This window comes from Marinibium conchae, from assembly GCF_015595035.1.
GTDB lineage: Bacteria > Pseudomonadota > Gammaproteobacteria > Enterobacterales > Alteromonadaceae > Glaciecola.
Genome location: NZ_JADNRN010000002.1, coordinates 518,850 through 536,673 on the forward strand (window position 1 = coordinate 518,850; position 17,824 = coordinate 536,673).

Genomic DNA, 17,824 nt, shown 5'->3' on the forward strand with positions numbered 1-17,824 from the left:
AGGCGCTTCGATGGCCTTAGGCTTGTTGTGTTCGTTGTTTCTTGAGCTTATAAAAAGTAGGCTCACTCACACCAAGGAGTGCTGCTGCCTTCGACATGTTAGTTGGCTGGCTCTCCAATATCGCCTCGAGTAGCACAACTTTGATAGTGTCTAGGCAATCTGGGATCAGTATCTTACCCTCCGCAATAGGTTGAAGGCATTCGCTTAGCGCTATCCAGCTAGTGGGTTTTTCCTGCGTCTGAGTTCGTAAGTTAAGTAGTATTTTATTGATACGCCTGCGTGCAGTGCTTGTGGGTAGTTGCATTCTTGCTGACAAGTCTCGCATATTGCCGTTACATGATTGATAGGCTTGTATCAATAATTCGTCTTCAACGCTTGTACCTAAAGAAAGATGTATAAAAGCGGCTTCGTGGCGAATATCATTAAGAAAAACTAACGCACAGGCCGACAGTTTTTCAAGTAGGGCATCAACTTTTTGATAATTGGTCGATTGTCTTCGAGGGGAATTTATATCGATGATTTGTGTTGAGTGTTCATCATGTTTTGAAGAAAAAGTAGCTTGATCTTGATAGTTGTCCTCATCATTCTCAAATACAGCCGTTGTTTCAAGCTCAGTATTCTCTGAAAATATTTGAGAGCCGGTTAAATCGGTAATGTCGTCTCTACGTCCTGGCAAGACTTCTATGTAACTGCTCATCTTGGGCTCAGCGACATTAGCTTTGCTATCAAATTCGATATTAAGTTCGTCGAGAGTAATTTCTTGGTTCTCAGATAACAAGGTAGCTTGCATTAGTTTGTTTTCTAACTCTCGTATGTTTCCTGGCCACGAATAATGAGACATGGCCTTGAGAGTGTCATTCGATAGAAATTTCTTTTCAGTTTCAAATTGTTTAGAAAACTTGTTAAGAAAATGATGGGCTAACAGAGATAAGTCTTCTCCGCGATCTCGCAAGGCAGGATTATTTAAAGTGACTACGTTCAAACGGTAAAATAGGTCTTTTCGGAAGCGCCCTCGTTCCACCTCAAGAGCTAAATCACGGTTGGTAACCGCAACAATTTTAACATCAACATCGACGACCCTTGTTCCTCCCACCGGAGTGTAGTGCTTCTCCTGTACAAAACGAAGTAATTTGGGCTGCATAGGAAGAGGCAGTTCACCTATTTCATCAAGCACAATAATGCCGCCATCAGCTTCTTTTATTTTTCCGTTTGCACCTTTTTGAGCACCTGTAAATGCGCCCTTCACATAGCCAAATAGCTCCGACTCAATCAGTGTCTCAGGTATCGAACCACAATCTACGATGATAAGAGGTTTTTTCTGGCGGGGGCCAAGGGTATGAATAGCGTGGATAAGTCTCTCTTTACCCGTGCCGCTTTCACCCGTAATGAGCACAGTGGTGTCGGTGGCAGCAGCGCGTTGGGTCTGTTTCATAATTGTCTGCATTACCGGCGATTTATAGACTAGAGCACTAGATGACAAGCCCCCTTTCAGCTCGTTCAATTCACTTTCTAACATCGCATTTTGACTTTCGAGACGCTTATTTAGCTGTTCCTCCAATTGACTTCTTCTTAGTGCTTTCCCAATCTGGCGTACAAAGCCCTGAATCAACACCTTGGTGTCGTGAGTAAGAATAAATCGAGATGCTTCGCCTACAATGTAAAAACAGTCCTCGGTATTTATTTCTAGCGGAAGTGCCCAATAGGTCGACTCTGTCGATATGTGTTCCTGTTGCTGCTTCATGTCACGAGCTAAGATGATTTGTTGTTCGATGATAGGGTCTCGGAAGGCCGTTTCGGATGGTACCATTGAAACTTGGGCGTTTTCGTTAACTTGATAACACAATGATGAGCTATCTTGCACTAGCGATGAATTTACATTGGTGTCTTCTACTTTTGGTCGCCATAAACCCGCTGAATGAAAATCGAAAGTATTGGCGAGTCGTTGTACAACATTGTGTAGTAACTTCGAGAATTCAAATTCGTCGGCAATGATGCTGGAGATATCCCATAACAACAGCATGTTCCGATAGTTCGTCATAGTATCAGCGGTGAAAATGCCGCCCAAATAATTGAATTGTTCTTCATTGATACTAAACTTGGCAATATCCCAAGTAACTACAGTACCTTCATCGTTCGCTTGAGCCGCTTGCAAAGCCTGTTCTGCTCGGTTCATAACAACCGTCGCTTTGTCAATATCGTTATTGTTAGGCTCGTCAAAATCAACTAAAGCAACACCCACATGAAAACTTAATTTCATTGGCATGCCGTTATCGCTATGCTCAATTAAAAAAGCTTGTTGCTGTAAGTATTGCTGTAATTTGTTACCCAGCATTTCCGCTTCTTTAAGCCCATTAACGGCCGAGGCAACGGCAAACAAAGCGCCGCCTAAACGACTTATTTCATCGTTAGTTCGGGTGCATACTGTGATCTGTTCTGCTATTTGTGAAATCAAGATGTCGCCAATTTGGCTACCTTGTTTTTTGTTTATTTGTTGGAATTCGCAACAGTGAACTAAGCAAAGCACAACAGAATGCTCATCAGCCAGATGATTTACCCGTTGATGGAGCAAGGCGCGTGCATTGAGTTTTGTTAATGGGTCGGCGTTTAATTGGGAGTTGCCGGAAATTAACTGAAGCAAAAGTGTCATCGACTTAAGTTGTTGTAAGAGCACCTGTTGTTGCTCTGGCAGCCTAATTTTACTTGCACTGTGCTTAAGATTAATCAACCACGCTGGAATTCTATTTTTAAAGTAAAAGGCGAGGGTATAATATTTTTGCTCAGAATGAGCTTTCAATGACTGCCGTTTAACAAACTCAGAGCCTAAGCTGCTTACCACATTGTCAGTAGGAGTGCTTTCGAGCGCGCTACTCAATTTTACTCTGAGGTAGACAACATGTTTGTCGTCACTAGCAAAGCAGATACTTGAGGAAATAGCCTGAAATTTTGCACTCGACAAGCTCTTATTCTCTTCCACAAAGGACGCTAATGTAATCGTGTGAGATAAACCATTATTTCTAATTATAATACTGTCTGGGAGGTGTGAGTGTTCACTAATGAAAGAGATAGCATCGCATAGGGTATAAAGCTTTAATGCTTCTATTTGACTGGTGAAAAGCTCTTTTCCTTGCAATTTTTTCTCTCTTAATAGTGTCTTGTGAGTGGCCCAGTGATCGATTTTAGCCTTTATATGCTAAAAAGTTTTAACCAACTGAGCTTACTTTGCTGGCAATTAGCTGAAACTTACTGTTAATCTTGCTGCATTGCTTTGGTATATAAACATATTTTTATCATCCAAAACACAGTAATATTAATACTTAATACCCAATATAGAGCACTATGGATACTTTTCAAAACACAATTCCTTTTGTCGACATAAGTCGGCCTTCTATTGAAGAGCCGGTGCAGTCGCTGACGGATAAATTCGGTAGACGTTTTGAATATCTGCGTTTGTCGATTACGGATGTGTGTAATTTTAGTTGCCAGTATTGCCTTCCCGACGGATACCAGTGTAATACCTCGCGTGAGTTCCTCAATCAAGACGAGCTATTAATGGTGGTAAAAGCTTTCGCTCAGATGGGCACAAAGAAAGTCAGAATCACTGGTGGTGAACCTTCTCTTAGAAAAGATCTTGTGGATATTATCCGTCAGACTGCTCAGGTTGACGGCATTGAACAGGTAGCCATCACGACCAACGGTTTTAAATTAGAGAAAGATATAGATGCGTGGGTCGATGCCGGTTTGAGCTCACTCAATGTGAGTGTTGATAGCTTAGATGCAAGGCAATTCGAAATGATCACGGGTGACGGACGCTTGCAGAGTATCCTTAGAGGCGTGGATAAGGCCATTCAACATGGCTTACAGGTGAAATTAAACGCCGTCTTATTAAAGTCACTTGCCGATCATCAATTACCCATGTTTCTCAATTATGTCAAACATAACAACCTGACTTTGCGCTTTATCGAGTTAATGCAAACCGGTGACAACAAAGCTTATTTTGATGCCGAGCATGTTCGCGGAGAAGAAATTGAAGCAAGGCTTGCGGAGTTGGGCTGGGTTCGTAAGACAAAAGCGCAATGGGCAGGGCCTGCTAAAGTGTATCGACACCATGATTATGAGGGTCGCATTGGACTCATCATGCCTTACAGTAAAGACTTTTGCGCAGACTGTAATCGTCTTAGAATTTCTTCTCTTGGTAAGCTACACCTGTGCTTGTTCGCCGAGAAAGGGCTGGATTTACGTGAGTTGATCAACAAAAGTATTAAGCAGCACGCACCACAACTACTCGTTGAGGAAATCAGAGCGCTGATGGGGCAAAAACATGCTACCCACTACTTAGACGAAGGCTATGCCGGCGCTACCCAGCACCTAGCGATGCTGGGTGGTTAACCATCAGTACCATTTCTGTGCGACTAAAGTGCTCACAAAACTAGCCAAATAAAGCGCTAGTAGGTAGAGTGGTAAACAATTTCATCATCTCTAGGACCTTATTTCTTGAGCTTAATAAACGCCGACAATAACAAGGCTGAACAAGCCCTAAGGCTTTTAAATGCTAGCGCCAGCGCTGTATTAGAAGTTGATAGAGCTGGGGCGATTTTATTTGCAAGCGATACCGTTGAGAAATTGTTTGGTTATAAAGCCGACGAGTTGTTGGGTACGAGTATTGAAGTACTCATACCTGTTGCAAAGCGAGAAGGGCATGAGGCTTACTTTGCTGAATTTCTCAAACAACCCGTTAGTAGAAGTATGGGCAGCGGTCGATCCTTTCCTGGGCTGCATAAGCAAGGCCATGAAGTCAATGTGAGTATTGGTTTGTCGGTTATCGATACAGCTCAGCCGAACCCGAGCGGTGATCACAATAATAAATCCATTGTTGTCACTATCACCGAGTCTAATTTACTCAATCGCATGGAGTCTACGTTACGAGACAGAGAGCGTGAAGCTTCACTTAGTCAGGATGAAAACGCCAGACTGTTGGCCATGGTTCACCACTCGCAAAACGCCATTCTACTGGTGGACACCGCTTTGCGTATTCATTGGGTGAATAGCGCTATGGCGAAGATTTTTGGCTATGAAGAGCATGAAGTGTTGGGGGAGCATCCACTATTTTGTGTTGATCAACAAAACAACAGTGAAGAAGTGCTGGTATTACACAAAGCCTTGGAAAGTCGATTGGTATACAGTGGACAACTGAAGTTGAAGCCAAAAGCAAGCGACAGCTTGTGGGTTGATTTGCAGGTGTTTCCTAACTTTGAAGACGAACGTTTTCTCGGTTTCGTATTCCACATTAACAACGTCGATGAGCAAGTGAGGCTGATTAATGAGGTGTCGAACCAAAAGAGTACTTTGGAGTCAACGGCCAAGATTGCCCATTTAGGCACTTGGGAATTAGATCTTAAGACGAATGACTTAGTATGGTCAGCTGAAGTATACAATATTCATGAAATAGAGCCGGGAACCGAGATTGACGTCGCCAATGCGATTAATTATTACGCGCCTGAAGCTCGCCCAACTATTAGTGCCGCTATCGAAAAATGTATGGCAGATGGAGAACAGTGGGACTTAGAGCTTCCTTTTATCACCGCAAAAAACAACGCTATCTGGGTTCGTGCTGTAGGCTATGCCGAATTTGATGATGGCCAACCTGTTCGCTTGAAAGGCGCTTTTCAAGATATTACACAGCTTAAAAATGCCGTTGAAGCTTCCACCGCAGCGAGCAAGGCGAAAAGTCTGTTCTTAGCCAATATCAGCCACGAAATCAGAACACCCATTAACGGTGTGTTAGGCATGAACGATTTATTGTTGTCCTCAGGGCTGAATGCACAACAGACAGAGTACGCTAATATAGTAAAATCAAGTGCAGAGACCTTACTTCAACTGATTAACGAACTGCTCGACTTCAGTAAGTTAGAGGCAGGAAAACTTAAAATTCTTGCCTGTGAATTTGATTTAAAAGAAATGTTGACCGAAAAACTTCAGTGGCATGTGCATTCTGCCTTCAGAAAAGCCTTGAAATTCGATGTGGATATCTCACCAGAGGTGCCAGCCCTGATTTGTGCTGACGACAATCGCCTTGGTCAAGTAGTGAATAACCTTTGTTCTAACGCGATCAAATTTACTCATCACGGAGGTATCGAATTTAGGGTGGAGCTTATTGCCGATAATCTGCTGAAATTTAGTATTCAAGACTCGGGTATCGGGGTTAAAGAGGAGCAGCTTCAATCTATATTCAACGAATTTGAACAAGTTGATAACTCAAGTACGCGACAATATAGCGGAACGGGTTTAGGACTGAGTATTAGTGCTCAGCTTGTCGAGTTAATGGGGGGGGAAATTAGTGCTAGCAGCATAGAGGGAGAAGGCTCACTGTTTTCCTTTACGCTTCCGTTTGATTCGGTAACAGAGCGAGCTAAAGTGAATAGTGTAGAATTAAGCCCAACATTATTTGTTTCCTCTGACACCGCCACGAGCGATGTATTGGCAACACTCAGTGTGAAAAGAACACTCGATTACAGCGTTTGCAGGTCGACAAGTGCAGCATTAAAACAGCTTAAAGATAGCAAGCGCTGGCAGAATATCGTGGTAGTAGGGAAAGACATAGACAATGCTAGCTTGCTGAATTCGAGTATTGCTCGTTTAGCTCGTTCTAATGCAAGTATTATGTGGTTATGCAGTAAGTATGACGAAGCGGCAAGCAACCCACAAATTAGCTTGCTCCAGCCCATTTTATCAAACGACTTAGCACGCATGTCGCCGCGTGAGCAAACTGCTGCCTTTGAAGATATGCTGCAAGCAATACAGCTAATTGAAAGTGAGAGTTTGAATCAATCAAAGAGAAGGCTATTAGGCTCTCGCATACTTATTGTTGAAGACAACTCGATTAATCAAACGGTGTTTACCGAAATGTTAAAGGGGTATAATGTCGACATCACTCTCGCCGAAAATGGTGCCGAGGCCGTTACTAGAATCGAACACGGTGAGCTTTTCGATGTTATTTTGATGGATTGCCAGATGCCGATCATGGACGGCTATGAGGCAACAAAACGTATACGTAATATGCCATCTAGTGAAGCTTCATCACACCTTATTGTCGCTGCCACTGCTCATGGCCTAGAGGAGGACTTGAATGCTTGCTTAGCGGCAGGCATGAACGACTACTTGGTTAAGCCATTTACGCAAGAGCAACTAGTAAGTGCGCTTTTGAGAAACTTGAGCTAACACATAATTATCAATGAATACTATTAAGCCCTATCAAAGCAAATGGCATCATCATATATGGCGATGGCTTTATAGCTTTATCATCTTGCTGTTGTTGCCACTGGCCTTACTGAAACTACTATCCAAATCTGATTCAACTGCGGGGAAATCGAACCAAAATCGCGAACGTTTTGGTTTTATTGGAAAGAAAAAGCAAGGTGGGATTCTTGTGCATTGTGTATCGATGGGTGAGGTGAACGCGGCGAGAAATGTAATTGAGCAATTATTGCTAAAGTATCCTGAGTTGGCAGTGACTATCACTACAAGCTCGACTACCGGGGCAAAACACGCTAGAGCTATCTTCAAAGATAGGGTGCAACATTGCTACTTAGCAATCGACCTACCCATTTGTATGTCACTGTTCTTTTCAAAATTACAACCTTCTATGGTGATCGTGACCGAGGTAGAGATTTGGCCAAATATGCTCGAGCATTGTTATCGTCGAAAAATACCCACTCTTTTAATTAATGCACGTATGTCGGCTAATTCAGTAAAAAATTATCAAGGTTTAGCCTGGCTCATGCGGCCAAGTTTGCGCAAATTTACCAAGATATGTGCGCAAAGCTCGAAGGACTTCGAGCGTTTTTTGTCTTTAGGCGTTTATAAACCGAATTTGCTGTTAAGCAATAATATGAAGTTCGATTTACAAATAGATGCGAATGATGGGGTGCTCGCAAAGCGTATCACTGATACATTAGACCTTGCATCACGCGAGGTGTTTGTTGCGGGTAGCACCCACGAGGGCGAGGAACTGCGGTGCTTAGAGGTATTTTCTGCTCTAAAAAAATTAAAACCTAACATGCTACTCATCTTAGTACCAAGGCACCCACACCGCTTTGATAAAGTAGCGCAGCTTTGTCTAGCTTCGGGTTTTTCTACCTTGCGCTCATCTACCCTTGCTATCAAAAAAAGCGAGTCAAGCACTAAAGCCGCTGTCTGCCCCGATATCCTGGTGGTAGATGAAATGGGTTTATTGAAGGCTTGTTTTCAATTAGCAAGCATCGCTTTTATTGGCGGTAGCTTTGTAGATAAAGGTGGTCATAATGCTCTTGAGTCTGCGCTGTATGGCGTACCCACCGTAATGGGCCCCAGTGTATATAATAATCCTGTTATTTGCGATGCTTTGGCAAGGTCAGGCGGCTTATGTATCATAGAATCGCAGAAGTCGTTTACCGATACTTTACTTCGATGGCTACAAGACGATAAGTTGAGGGCTGAATTAGCCATTGCTTTACAAGCCGTGTTAAAAAATAATGCGGGAGCAGTGCAGGTGACGGTAGATTGCATTGGGCAATTTATTGTTGAAAACTAATTAAAAAGCCTGAACACCTTGCTTTGCATGTTTATGCAAATCCGATGGACAGGCCATTTTATTTACAACGTGCTCAGCCCAAATGAGGCTGAACTAAAGACTTTCTTATTCGTCGCTTGCGAGTGGAAAGCCGCGATCACGCATAAGTGCTTCTACCTTCGCATCACGCCCTCGAAACTTACGATAAGCTTCTTCTGGATCCATAGCGTTGCGTACTGCGAACAAGTATTTCACTAAGCGTTCGCCGACTTCTTTATCATAAAAGCCGCCAGGTGCTTCAGCAAAGGCTTCAGCCGCATCAGAGGTAAGCACTTCAGCCCACATATAACCATAATAGGCAGAGGCATAACCCTCACTTGAGAAAACATGACCAAAGTGAGGCGAGCGATGACGCATCACCACTTCTGATGGCATGCCCAAGCGTTTAAGTTCGTTACGTTCGAAGCTATCAGGCTCAATCTTTTCTGGATCAGTTGTGTGATAAAGCAAATCCATTATCGCTGAGGCCATGTACTCAGTTGTTTTAAAGCCTTCATTAAATGTCGAGGCATTTTTGATTTTCTGAACAAGAGTTTGGGGAATTGGCTCACCTGTTTTGTAATGAACCAGATAATTGTTGATCACTTCATCAGTAAGCAACCAGCGCTCTAGTAGTTGTGACTGAAATTCTGTGTAGTCACGAACGCCAGAGTGAGAGCTTGGATATGCTACGTCGGCTGCTAGGAAATGCAAAGCGTGACCAAATTCATGGAAATAGGTCTCGGCATCATCCCATGAGATCAGCGTTGGCTCACCTTCAGCGCCTTTTACAAAATTTGAATTGTTAGACGATAATACTGTTTTCTTTCCGTCAAAGGTCGTGTAACTGCGGTAAGTTGTTGCCCACGCGCCAGAGCGCTTACCTTGGCGAGCAAATGGGTCGAGATACCAAAGCCCAATAAAATCACCGCTTGTTTTATCGTTGACTTCCCATACTTTCACATCTGGGTGAAATACCGGTACTTTACCGTCTTCAACAGGACTGAATTCAAAATTGAATAGTCTGCCAGCAACATAAAACATGGCTTCTCTGAGTTTGTCTAATTGTAAATACTGCTTAACTTCATCAGAGTCTAAACTGTACTTTGCTTTGCGTACCTTTTCTGCATAGAAACGATAGTCCCACGGCTCTATGGTAATATTCGCGCCTTCAGCATCAGCAATAGCTTGCATGTCTTTTACTTCTTCCTCAACGCGAGCGATGGCTGCTGGCCACACTTTCTCCATTAGTTCCATTGCCCGTTCTGGCGTTTTGGCCATGCGGTCTTCTAAGCGCCATTGCGCATAATTGTCGTAGCCGAGCAGTTTAATGCGCTCGTGACGTAGGGCTAATATCTGCTTAATTAATTCATTATTGTCTTTGTCATCAGCATTATCGCCGCGGCTATAGTAGGTATTCCATACCTTTTCTCGCAGAGCTCTGTCTTCCGAGTAAGTTAAGAAGGGATCCATCGATGAACGCGTGTTGGTGATTGCATACTTACCTTCCTGACCCCTCGTTTTAGCTGCCTCAGCAGAAGCCTTGATAAATGACTCAGGCAGGCCAGCTAACTGATCTTCTGTTAAATAAAGTACATAGCCCTCTTCATCGGCCAAAATATTACTTGAGAATTGGGTTTGAAGTGATGCTAACTCTTGGTTGATGGCAGCATAGCGTTTCTTGTCTGCGGCATTGAGAGTTGCGCCATTGCGTGCGAAATTATTGTAGGTCAACCATGTAACACGTTGTTCTTCCGGCGTAAGCGATTTTAGTTCTTCACTTTCATAAACGGCTTTTACTCGAGCAAAGAGCTTTTCATTTTGCGTTATCTTTGACTGAAAAGCACTTATAACCGGCACCATTTCGCGCTGGATCTCTCTAAACTCTGGGCTCGATATATTTGAACTCCAAATTCCCCAATAACGGAAAACCCGTGATAATTCGCTTCCTGCCTTTTCCATTTCAACGATGGTGTTTTTAAAAGTAGCGGGCTCAGGATTATTCGCAATTGCTTCAATTTCAGCTAGGTTGAGTGCCATGCCCTTCTCTAAGGCTGGTTTCAAGTCGGCTAAATCCATCTTGTCAAAAGCCGGTACTCCACCATAGGGGCCAGCAAAAGGGGCAAGTAAAATATTTCCTGTGCTTTGCTCGACTGCGGTATCAGCGATATCTGCGGGTGAGGTAGCTTTGTCGCTTTTGGCAGAGTCGGAGCAAGCCGAGAGAGAAATAGCAAACGCCACAGCCGAAAGGCTTATGAGTGTTTTTTTCATGTCGTTTTCCTTGTGTATTTTTTGTTATTATCCATTGAGATGGGAACCTTAGGTCTTACTCGTCTTGGCGCGCGACCTTTATGCTTAAAGTTTAACCCGTGCCCTCAATATTACCCATAGATACTAGGCACAGCGAAGCCTGAACGCAAGTTCTGCTGTTAGCTTGTAAAGCTTTTATTGTAAAGAGTGTGCTTATGCGAATACGATGGTTTTATTTTGATGAATAATTACACGATCTTGCAGGTGGTAGCGAATACCATTGGCTAAGGCATTAACTTCACAGCGTTTACCTTTACGCACCATATCTTGAGCGCTATCGCTGTGGCTAATACGGAGTACCTCCTGTTCAATAATTGGCCCCTCATCCAAATCTGAAGTTACGTAGTGACAAGTCGCGCCAATGAGCTTTACGCCTCTCTCGTAGGCCTGTTGATATGGTTTCGCGCCAGCAAAGGAGGGTAGGAAACTGTGGTGAATGTTTATTGCTTTACCGGCCAATTTTCGACACAGGGCATCAGGTACTATTTGCATAAATCTAGCGAGTACAGTGAGGTCGATCTGGTAGTCTTCTAATAAGCTTTCTATTTGGGCAAAGGCTTTTTCTTTATTACTGAAGTCGATAAAATGAAAAGGTACTTTATACCAATCTGCGTATTCTCTCATTTTTTCATGATTCGCAATAATACAAGGAATATCGCAAGCAAGCTCTCCAGTATGCCAGCGATGCAGTACGTCGTTTAAACAATGAGATTCTTTGCTTGCCAGTAGCGCCACCTTTGCTCGCTTTTCAGAATGATTAAGTGTCCAATTCATTTCATATTGCTTTGCTACTTTACTAAAAGCCACTTTAAAGTTGTCAGCACTCATAGCGATAGAATTGGCGTCTATCTCATGGCGCATAAAAAATCGTTGTAACTGCAAATCTGTATGATGACTCGCTTCAACTATGTTAGCGCCATGGTCAGTCAAAAACTGAGACACTGCAGCGACCAAACCAGTTTGGTCTGGGCAATCGATAACTAGCCTGTAAGTACTTTGGCTAGGAGCTTGCTGTAAATTTGAAATGTGCAAAAGAAATCGTTTTCCTACAAATGTATGCGTTGATTATAGCCTTTCGACGGCGTTAACGAGAAGCACTTTTTGTGCTTCTAGTCCGGAGCACTGGCTTGTTTGATTGCCGTAATGGTTTGCACTGATGGGAAACCGTCAGCAATAAGATTATTTTTCGCTTGAAAGTCACGCAGGGCTGCTCTGGTAGCCGGGCCAATAATGCCATCTATTCCCCCAACATCAATTCCCATGGCGCTCAGTTTTCTTTGCACATCAGCCATCTCTTTCAGCGTATAGTTTGGCAGCTCTGGCAATGCTTTGCTTAATTCATCGTTACCAAGGATGCGATTTGCTAGCTGCCCAACGGCAATGCCATAAAATTCAGAGTTATTCCAGCGCAAAATAGTCGAAAAATTGTGATAAACCAAAAATGCGGGCCCTTCATGACCTGCTGGGATGAGCAATTTTGCGGGTATATCGATGTTGCCCAATAACTCACCATTGGCTTTGGTGATGCCCAGCTTGCTCCAATAAGATATCGCTTGCTTTTGGGAGTTCAGCATTGCGTAGTCGAAGTTATCAGGCAGCAGAACCTCTCTGCCCCAGCGTAAGCCTGGCTTCCAACCCAACTTTGCTAAAAAGTTAGCTGCTGAAGCAAGTGCGTCTTGTTCGCTATCCCATAGGTTAATGCTACCATCACCATCGCCATCTATTGCATATTTGACATAGGCGCTTGGCATAAATTGTGTGTGCCCCATTGCACCCGCCCATGAACCGCGCATTTGCGCTTTGTCGAGTCCTTCCCTATGCATCAGTTTAAGCGCTTGCATTAGCTCTTGAGTAAAATAGGCACTTCTTCTTTGGTCACAGGCTAAGGTTGCCAAGGAATCAAGTGTCGGCATCGTACCTTTGTAATTACCATAATTTGTTTCTAGCCCCCAAAACGAAACGATGTAGTGCCCGGGAATACCATATTTCTTGGTCAGTTCTTGTAGAAATTCAGTATGTTTTTCAAGCGCCTCTTTGCCTTTTTCAATGCGCCAATCGTTGACTCTTTTACTGTAATAGTTTGGAAAAGTAGTCACAAACTCAGGTTGATTCCTGTCGTATTCCAACACTTTAGGGATTTGTTTAAGTTTTGGTATTTGCTCTTCGGCAACGCTCGCATTGACGCCGTTTTGCATGGCGACTTCGGCAAACTTCTTTTTACACTGCTCGAAATTTTGGGTGGCAGCGCTCAGGCTTGCCGACACTGAAAAAACAGCACACGGCATGATTAATTTGAAGAGCATTGTGCGCAGTAATCGAGATTTTGAAGATGATGAGCCTTTGATGGTGATTCTTCCCTTTATCTTACGATGGTAGAGCAAGTTCAAACCCTTGCCACATTTAGCTTGAAAAATTAACGCTGAATAATGATTTATACCGCTTAATATTTCAACAAATACTCCACTAGGACAAGTAAAAAAAGAAAAAGTGCAAAGGAAGTTGAAATATTGGAACGCGGATACTCAAGGTCATTGTTGCCAGTTGAATAAGACTGGGAGGTTTATTTCGAACTTTTAATGCCAACCATTGCCATAGTTGACTAAGATTGTACGCTTTTTATTTATAGCGAAAATTTTAGGTGTAAAGTGATAGAGTATTGGGTTGCACAAGAACAATAAGATAATGATTAATATGAGAGCATCTAATAGTGAAATTTAAAGAGCTTCCCTTGCTGCCTTTTCGGTGGCTAAAAAGGCATTTTTGGAAAATGTTTATTGTTGGGCTTGCCGCTATTGTTGCCTATTTCATCTATGTTGATGCGCAAGTACAGCAGCGCTTTGAAGGTAATAAGTGGCAGGTGCCGGCACAAATATTTGCGCGCCCTCTTGTGTTGCACGAAAAGCAAGAGATAACGCCCAAAGAGCTCATCGATGAGCTTACACTTTTGGGCTATCGCAAAGTCACTAATGCTACGCATACTGGCGAGTATCATGTGCATGCAAATCAACTCAGAGTAAAACGCAGAGCTTTCGATTATCCTGGTGGATATGAGCCAGAGCGCGACATCCGCATCCAGTGGCAAGGTGATCGCATCAGTAGCATTATGTTCATGGCAAACGCTCAGACTGGTGGCAGAAATCAGAAAACCCTGATGACAAAACTTGAACCTTGGCTTGTGTCTCGCATGGTTAACGGACTCGATGAAGATCGCATGTTAGTCGATAGCGACGATATCCCTTACTTATTGCAAAAAGCCTTGGTGATTGTTGAGGATCGTGATTTTTACGAGCATTACGGTATTGCGCCAACTTCAATAATCAGGGCCTTCTTTGCTAACATCATTGCAGGTAAAACTGTGCAGGGGGGGAGCACGCTTACCCAACAACTGGCTAAAAATTTCTTTTTAACACGAGAGCGCTCGTATATTAGGAAGGCTAAAGAAGCTGTTATGGCCCTGGTTATTGACTTCCGTTACAGCAAAGAGGAGATCCTCAACGCCTATATCAATGAAGTTTTTCTTGGGCAGAATGGATCGGTTGCCGTACATGGCTTTGGTCTAGCAAGTCATTTTTATTTCGACAAGCCACTGCCAGAACTGAGTGTTCCTGAAATTGCAACCTTGGTTGGCTTGGTTAAAGGTCCCTCGTACTATTCACCAACTAAATATGCTGAGCGTACTTTAGAACGACGAAACTTAGTACTACGCTTGTTATTTGAAGCTAATGAGCTAGAGCGTAATGAGTATGAGAGGTACGTAGCTACAAGTTTAAATATCAGTAAAAGCAAAAGCTTAGCTAGTGGTAAACATCCTGCATTTATGGATAAAGTACGCAACGAACTAAATATGGTGGTAAGTAAAGCATCGGAACGGCTTTCAGGTGTGAAGGTTTATACAACCCTCGATATTAATGCGCAGCGAAGAGCAGAAGCAGCTTTGGTCGAGAAAGTAGAGAGCATTTCTAACAGCCGAAATCAACCAAATCTGGATGCCGCGATGGTGGTCTCTGACGTAAAAAGTGGTGAAATTAGAGCCATTGTTGGTGGCAAAGATACTACTTTTAAGGGCTTTAACAGAGCGCTTCATGCGCAACGCCCAATTGGCTCGCTGGTCAAACCGGCCGTTTACCTAGCCGCTCTAGAAAACCCAGAAAAGTATAACCTCGCCACCATGCTCGATGATGTGCCAGTAAAAATGCGCAGCACAGGCGGTAAAACTTGGGAGCCTTTGAATGCAGATAAAGAGTTTAGGGGGAAGGTAGCGCTTATAGAGGCTCTCACGAAGTCGTATAATGTGCCAAGTGTTAAACTAGGCATGGCTGTTGGTTTAGGGCAGGTCGCATACACTATCAATCGTTTGGGCATAGAAAAAGATATTGAAGAAGTTCCTGCACTCACTTTAGGCGCTATCGACTTATCGCCTTTGCAAGTGAATCAAATGTACCAAACACTGGCGAACAATGGCGTATTGAGTCATTTGCATACTCTCACCGCGGTTAGCTCCAGTGACAACGAGTTGATTTATATTCGTGATGTGGAAAACGAGGAAAGAGTCGATGAATCAGCGACTTACCTAATCAATTATGCCCTACATAAAGTTACCCTAGAGGGTACAGCTAAGGCTATTCGCCAACGCTTTCCAACAATAAATATGGCAGGTAAAACCGGCACTACGAATGACTATCGAGACAGTTGGTTTGCGGGTTTCGATCGTAATTTAGTTACCAGTATTTGGATGGGAGCGGATGATAATCAACCTATCAACTTGTCGGGTGCAAGCGGCGCAATGCAGGTGTTCATTGCCTTTCAAGACAAGCAAGCGCCTAAGAACTTAGCTCGCCGCTTCCCGAGCACATTAGGTATAGCCCATTTTGATGCAAGTACAGGGGCTTTATCTGCACCGGGATGCGGGGATATTCTAAGTGTACCGGCCATTCTCAGCGCACTTGAATCAAGTTCTCAACCATGTAATGGTGAATCTGCACCAGCGAAGAAAAAGACGAAGAAAAAGAGTCTTTGGCAGCGCTTATTTGGTGACTAAAAAAGACGATGCTCCGTATTAGGGCGAATTTTACCTATCGCACCAAATTGGTGCGATATTCCACATTGTTTTTCTCTCCTCAATTCCTAAGTATAAGAAATATATAATTAATATTAATTGGCACTGCTTTTGAATAGCGAATACATACACTCATATTTTTTTGATTAATCGCAGGAGCAGAGCATGAAATTAGTCACCGCAATCATAAAGCCTTTTAAGCTTGATGATGTTCGTGAAGCCATCAGTGAAATTGGTATTGACGGCTTGACCGTTACCGAAGTTAAAGGTTTTGGTCGCCAGAAAGGTCATACCGAACTTTATCGTGGCGCTGAATACCAAGTTGATTTTTTACCTAAAGTAAAATTGGAAGTTGCGATTAACGACGACCAAGTTGAGCGATTGGTAGAAGCAATTGTTGGTGCAGCTAAAACAGGAAAAATTGGTGACGGCAAAGTGTTCGTCTACGACTTAGAACAAGCAGTACGAATCCGTACTGGTGAAGCAGATTCAGACGCACTTTAAGCTGCGCAGTTTTATTGGAGAAAAAAAATGGAAATCACTTTTGAACTCGGGTATGCATTAGATACCTTTTACTTCTTAATTTGCGGTGCCCTCGTTATGTGGATGGCAGCAGGTTTTACTATGTTAGAAGCGGGCCTAGTGCGCGCTAAAAACACAACAGAAATTTTGACTAAGAACGTTTCGCTTTATGCAATCAGCTGCATCATGTACATGATCTGTGGTTATAGCATCATGTATGGCGGTGATGATTTCAGTTTCTTTTTGAGCGGAATTACAGGTGACGGCGTTGAAGGTGCTAAAGAGCCTGCTTCATATGCGCCTTCAGCTGACTTTTTCTTCCAAGTGGTGTTCGTAGCAACTGCAATGTCAATTGTATCTGGTGCGGTAGCCGAGCGTATGAAGCTATGGGCCTTCCTTGCTTTTGCAGTCGTGTTAACCGCTTTCATTTATCCTATGTCTGGTTCATGGACGTGGGGTAGTGCAGACGTATTTGGTATGTTTAATCTAGGTGCACCAGTTCCTGAAAATGCCGCAGCTGATTGGATGCCAGCCTTCCGTTTTTCTGACTTTGCAGGTTCAGGTATTGTTCATATGGCTGGTGCTGCTGCTGCGCTTGCTGGTGTATTGATACTTGGTGCACGTAAAGGCAAATACTCGAAAGACGGTAAAGCAAACGCAATCCCAGGTGCAAACTTACCCCTTGCTACTTTAGGTACATTCATCTTATGGATGGGTTGGTTTGGTTTCAACGGTGGTTCTGTACTTGCAACTGCTAACGTAGAAAATGCTAACGCTGTCGCAGTAGTGTTTATGAATACAAACATGGCCGCTGCAGGTGGTTTAGTTGCAGCACTATTGCTTGCTCGAATTTTGTTTGGTAAAGCTGACCTCACGATGGCGCTAAACGGTGCTTTGGCGGGTCTAGTTGCAATTACGGCCGAGCCGTCAACTCCTACAGCACTTCAAGCAACGCTTTTCGGTGCTTTAGGTGGCGTGCTAGTTGTCGGTAGTATTTTAGCTCTTGATAAACTTAAGATAGATGATCCAGTAGGTGCTATCTCAGTTCACGGTGTGGTTGGTTTCCTAGGTCTTATGCTAGTGCCAATTACCAATCCGTTAACTGTGGATGTTGTAGCAGGTGAAACCAGCGGAGCGACATTCCTAGGTCAACTAGTGGGTGCCTTAACCATATTCGTATGGGTATTCGTGACTAGTTTGGTTGTTTGGTTAGCGTTGAAAGCTATCATGGGCATTCGAGTTAGCGAAGAAGAAGAGTATGAAGGTGTTGATATCAGTGAATGTGGCTTAGAAGCTTACCCTGATTTCACTAACGGTAGATAATGACTCTTAGTTAACACCATAGTGTAATC

At 43.4% G+C, this 17,824-nt stretch carries 10 protein-coding genes; 6 read left to right on the forward strand and 4 right to left on the reverse strand.

The features are described from left to right. Positions 1-16: 16 nt before the first annotated feature. On the reverse strand, positions 17-3,130 hold the full coding sequence (locus ISG33_RS10015; RefSeq protein ID WP_195733454.1) for a sigma 54-interacting transcriptional regulator: 3,114 nt from the start codon (positions 3,128-3,130) through the stop codon (positions 17-19). Between the two features lie 206 nt (positions 3,131-3,336). Between ISG33_RS10015 and moaA the strand changes: the two genes are divergently transcribed. The 3 genes from moaA to ISG33_RS10030 all read left to right on the forward strand — a co-directional run bounded on the left by moaA (position 3,337) and on the right by ISG33_RS10030 (position 8,566). Beyond that, positions 3,337-4,386 (forward strand): GTP 3',8-cyclase MoaA, encoded by a 1,050-nt coding sequence (gene moaA, locus ISG33_RS10020; RefSeq protein ID WP_195733455.1) that lies wholly within the window; start codon positions 3,337-3,339, stop codon positions 4,384-4,386. A gap of 105 nt (positions 4,387-4,491) precedes the next feature. Continuing rightward, positions 4,492-7,215 (forward strand): PAS domain-containing hybrid sensor histidine kinase/response regulator, encoded by a 2,724-nt coding sequence (locus ISG33_RS10025; protein ID WP_195733456.1) that lies wholly within the window; start codon positions 4,492-4,494, stop codon positions 7,213-7,215. A gap of 13 nt (positions 7,216-7,228) precedes the next feature. Continuing rightward, positions 7,229-8,566 carry a 3-deoxy-D-manno-octulosonic acid transferase gene (locus ISG33_RS10030; RefSeq protein WP_195733457.1) on the forward strand — a complete coding sequence of 446 codons (1,338 nt, stop codon included), beginning with the start codon at positions 7,229-7,231 and terminating at the stop codon, positions 8,564-8,566. A gap of 105 nt (positions 8,567-8,671) precedes the next feature. Here ISG33_RS10030 and ISG33_RS10035 read toward each other — a convergent pair whose 3' ends face one another. The 3 genes from ISG33_RS10035 to ISG33_RS10045 form a co-directional block, all read right to left on the reverse strand. Continuing rightward, positions 8,672-10,855 (reverse strand): M3 family metallopeptidase, encoded by a 2,184-nt coding sequence (locus tag ISG33_RS10035; protein ID WP_195733458.1) that lies wholly within the window; start codon positions 10,853-10,855, stop codon positions 8,672-8,674. Between the two features lie 192 nt (positions 10,856-11,047). Next, a complete protein-coding gene (gene purU, locus ISG33_RS10040) occupies positions 11,048-11,920 on the reverse strand; it encodes a formyltetrahydrofolate deformylase (protein ID WP_195733771.1) in 873 nt (290 codons plus the stop codon). Positions 11,921-12,003: 83 nt separating this feature from the next. After that, on the reverse strand, positions 12,004-13,197 hold the full coding sequence (locus tag ISG33_RS10045; RefSeq protein WP_195733772.1) for a lytic murein transglycosylase: 1,194 nt from the start codon (positions 13,195-13,197) through the stop codon (positions 12,004-12,006). A gap of 464 nt (positions 13,198-13,661) precedes the next feature. Here ISG33_RS10045 and mrcB point away from each other — a divergent pair, with 464 nt between their 5' ends. The 3 genes from mrcB (at position 13,662) to ISG33_RS10060 (ending at position 17,795) form a co-directional block, all read left to right on the forward strand. Continuing rightward, a complete protein-coding gene (mrcB, locus tag ISG33_RS10050; protein ID WP_195733459.1) occupies positions 13,662-15,932 on the forward strand; it encodes a penicillin-binding protein 1B in 2,271 nt (756 codons plus the stop codon). 183 nt (positions 15,933-16,115) lie between these two features. Next, positions 16,116-16,454, forward strand: coding sequence for a P-II family nitrogen regulator (gene glnK, locus ISG33_RS10055; RefSeq protein ID WP_195733460.1), 339 nt, complete (start codon positions 16,116-16,118; stop codon positions 16,452-16,454). 27 nt (positions 16,455-16,481) lie between these two features. After that, a complete protein-coding gene (locus ISG33_RS10060) occupies positions 16,482-17,795 on the forward strand; it encodes an ammonium transporter (protein ID WP_195733461.1) in 1,314 nt (437 codons plus the stop codon). Positions 17,796-17,824 lie beyond the last annotated feature (29 nt).

Coding starts and splice junctions, on each gene's coding strand:
- moaA (WP_195733455.1), top strand. CDS start 3,337: ATGGATACTTTTCAAAACACAATTCCTTTTGTCGACATAAGTCGGCCT.
- mrcB (WP_195733459.1), top strand. CDS start 13,662: ATGTTTATTGTTGGGCTTGCCGCTATTGTTGCCTATTTCATCTATGTT.
- ISG33_RS10030 (WP_195733457.1), top strand. CDS start 7,229: ATGAATACTATTAAGCCCTATCAAAGCAAATGGCATCATCATATATGG.
- glnK (WP_195733460.1), top strand. CDS start 16,116: ATGAAATTAGTCACCGCAATCATAAAGCCTTTTAAGCTTGATGATGTT.
- ISG33_RS10045 (WP_195733772.1), bottom strand. CDS start 13,197: ATGCTCTTCAAATTAATCATGCCGTGTGCTGTTTTTTCAGTGTCGGCA.
- ISG33_RS10035 (WP_195733458.1), bottom strand. CDS start 10,855: ATGAAAAAAACACTCATAAGCCTTTCGGCTGTGGCGTTTGCTATTTCT.
- ISG33_RS10060 (WP_195733461.1), top strand. CDS start 16,482: ATGGAAATCACTTTTGAACTCGGGTATGCATTAGATACCTTTTACTTC.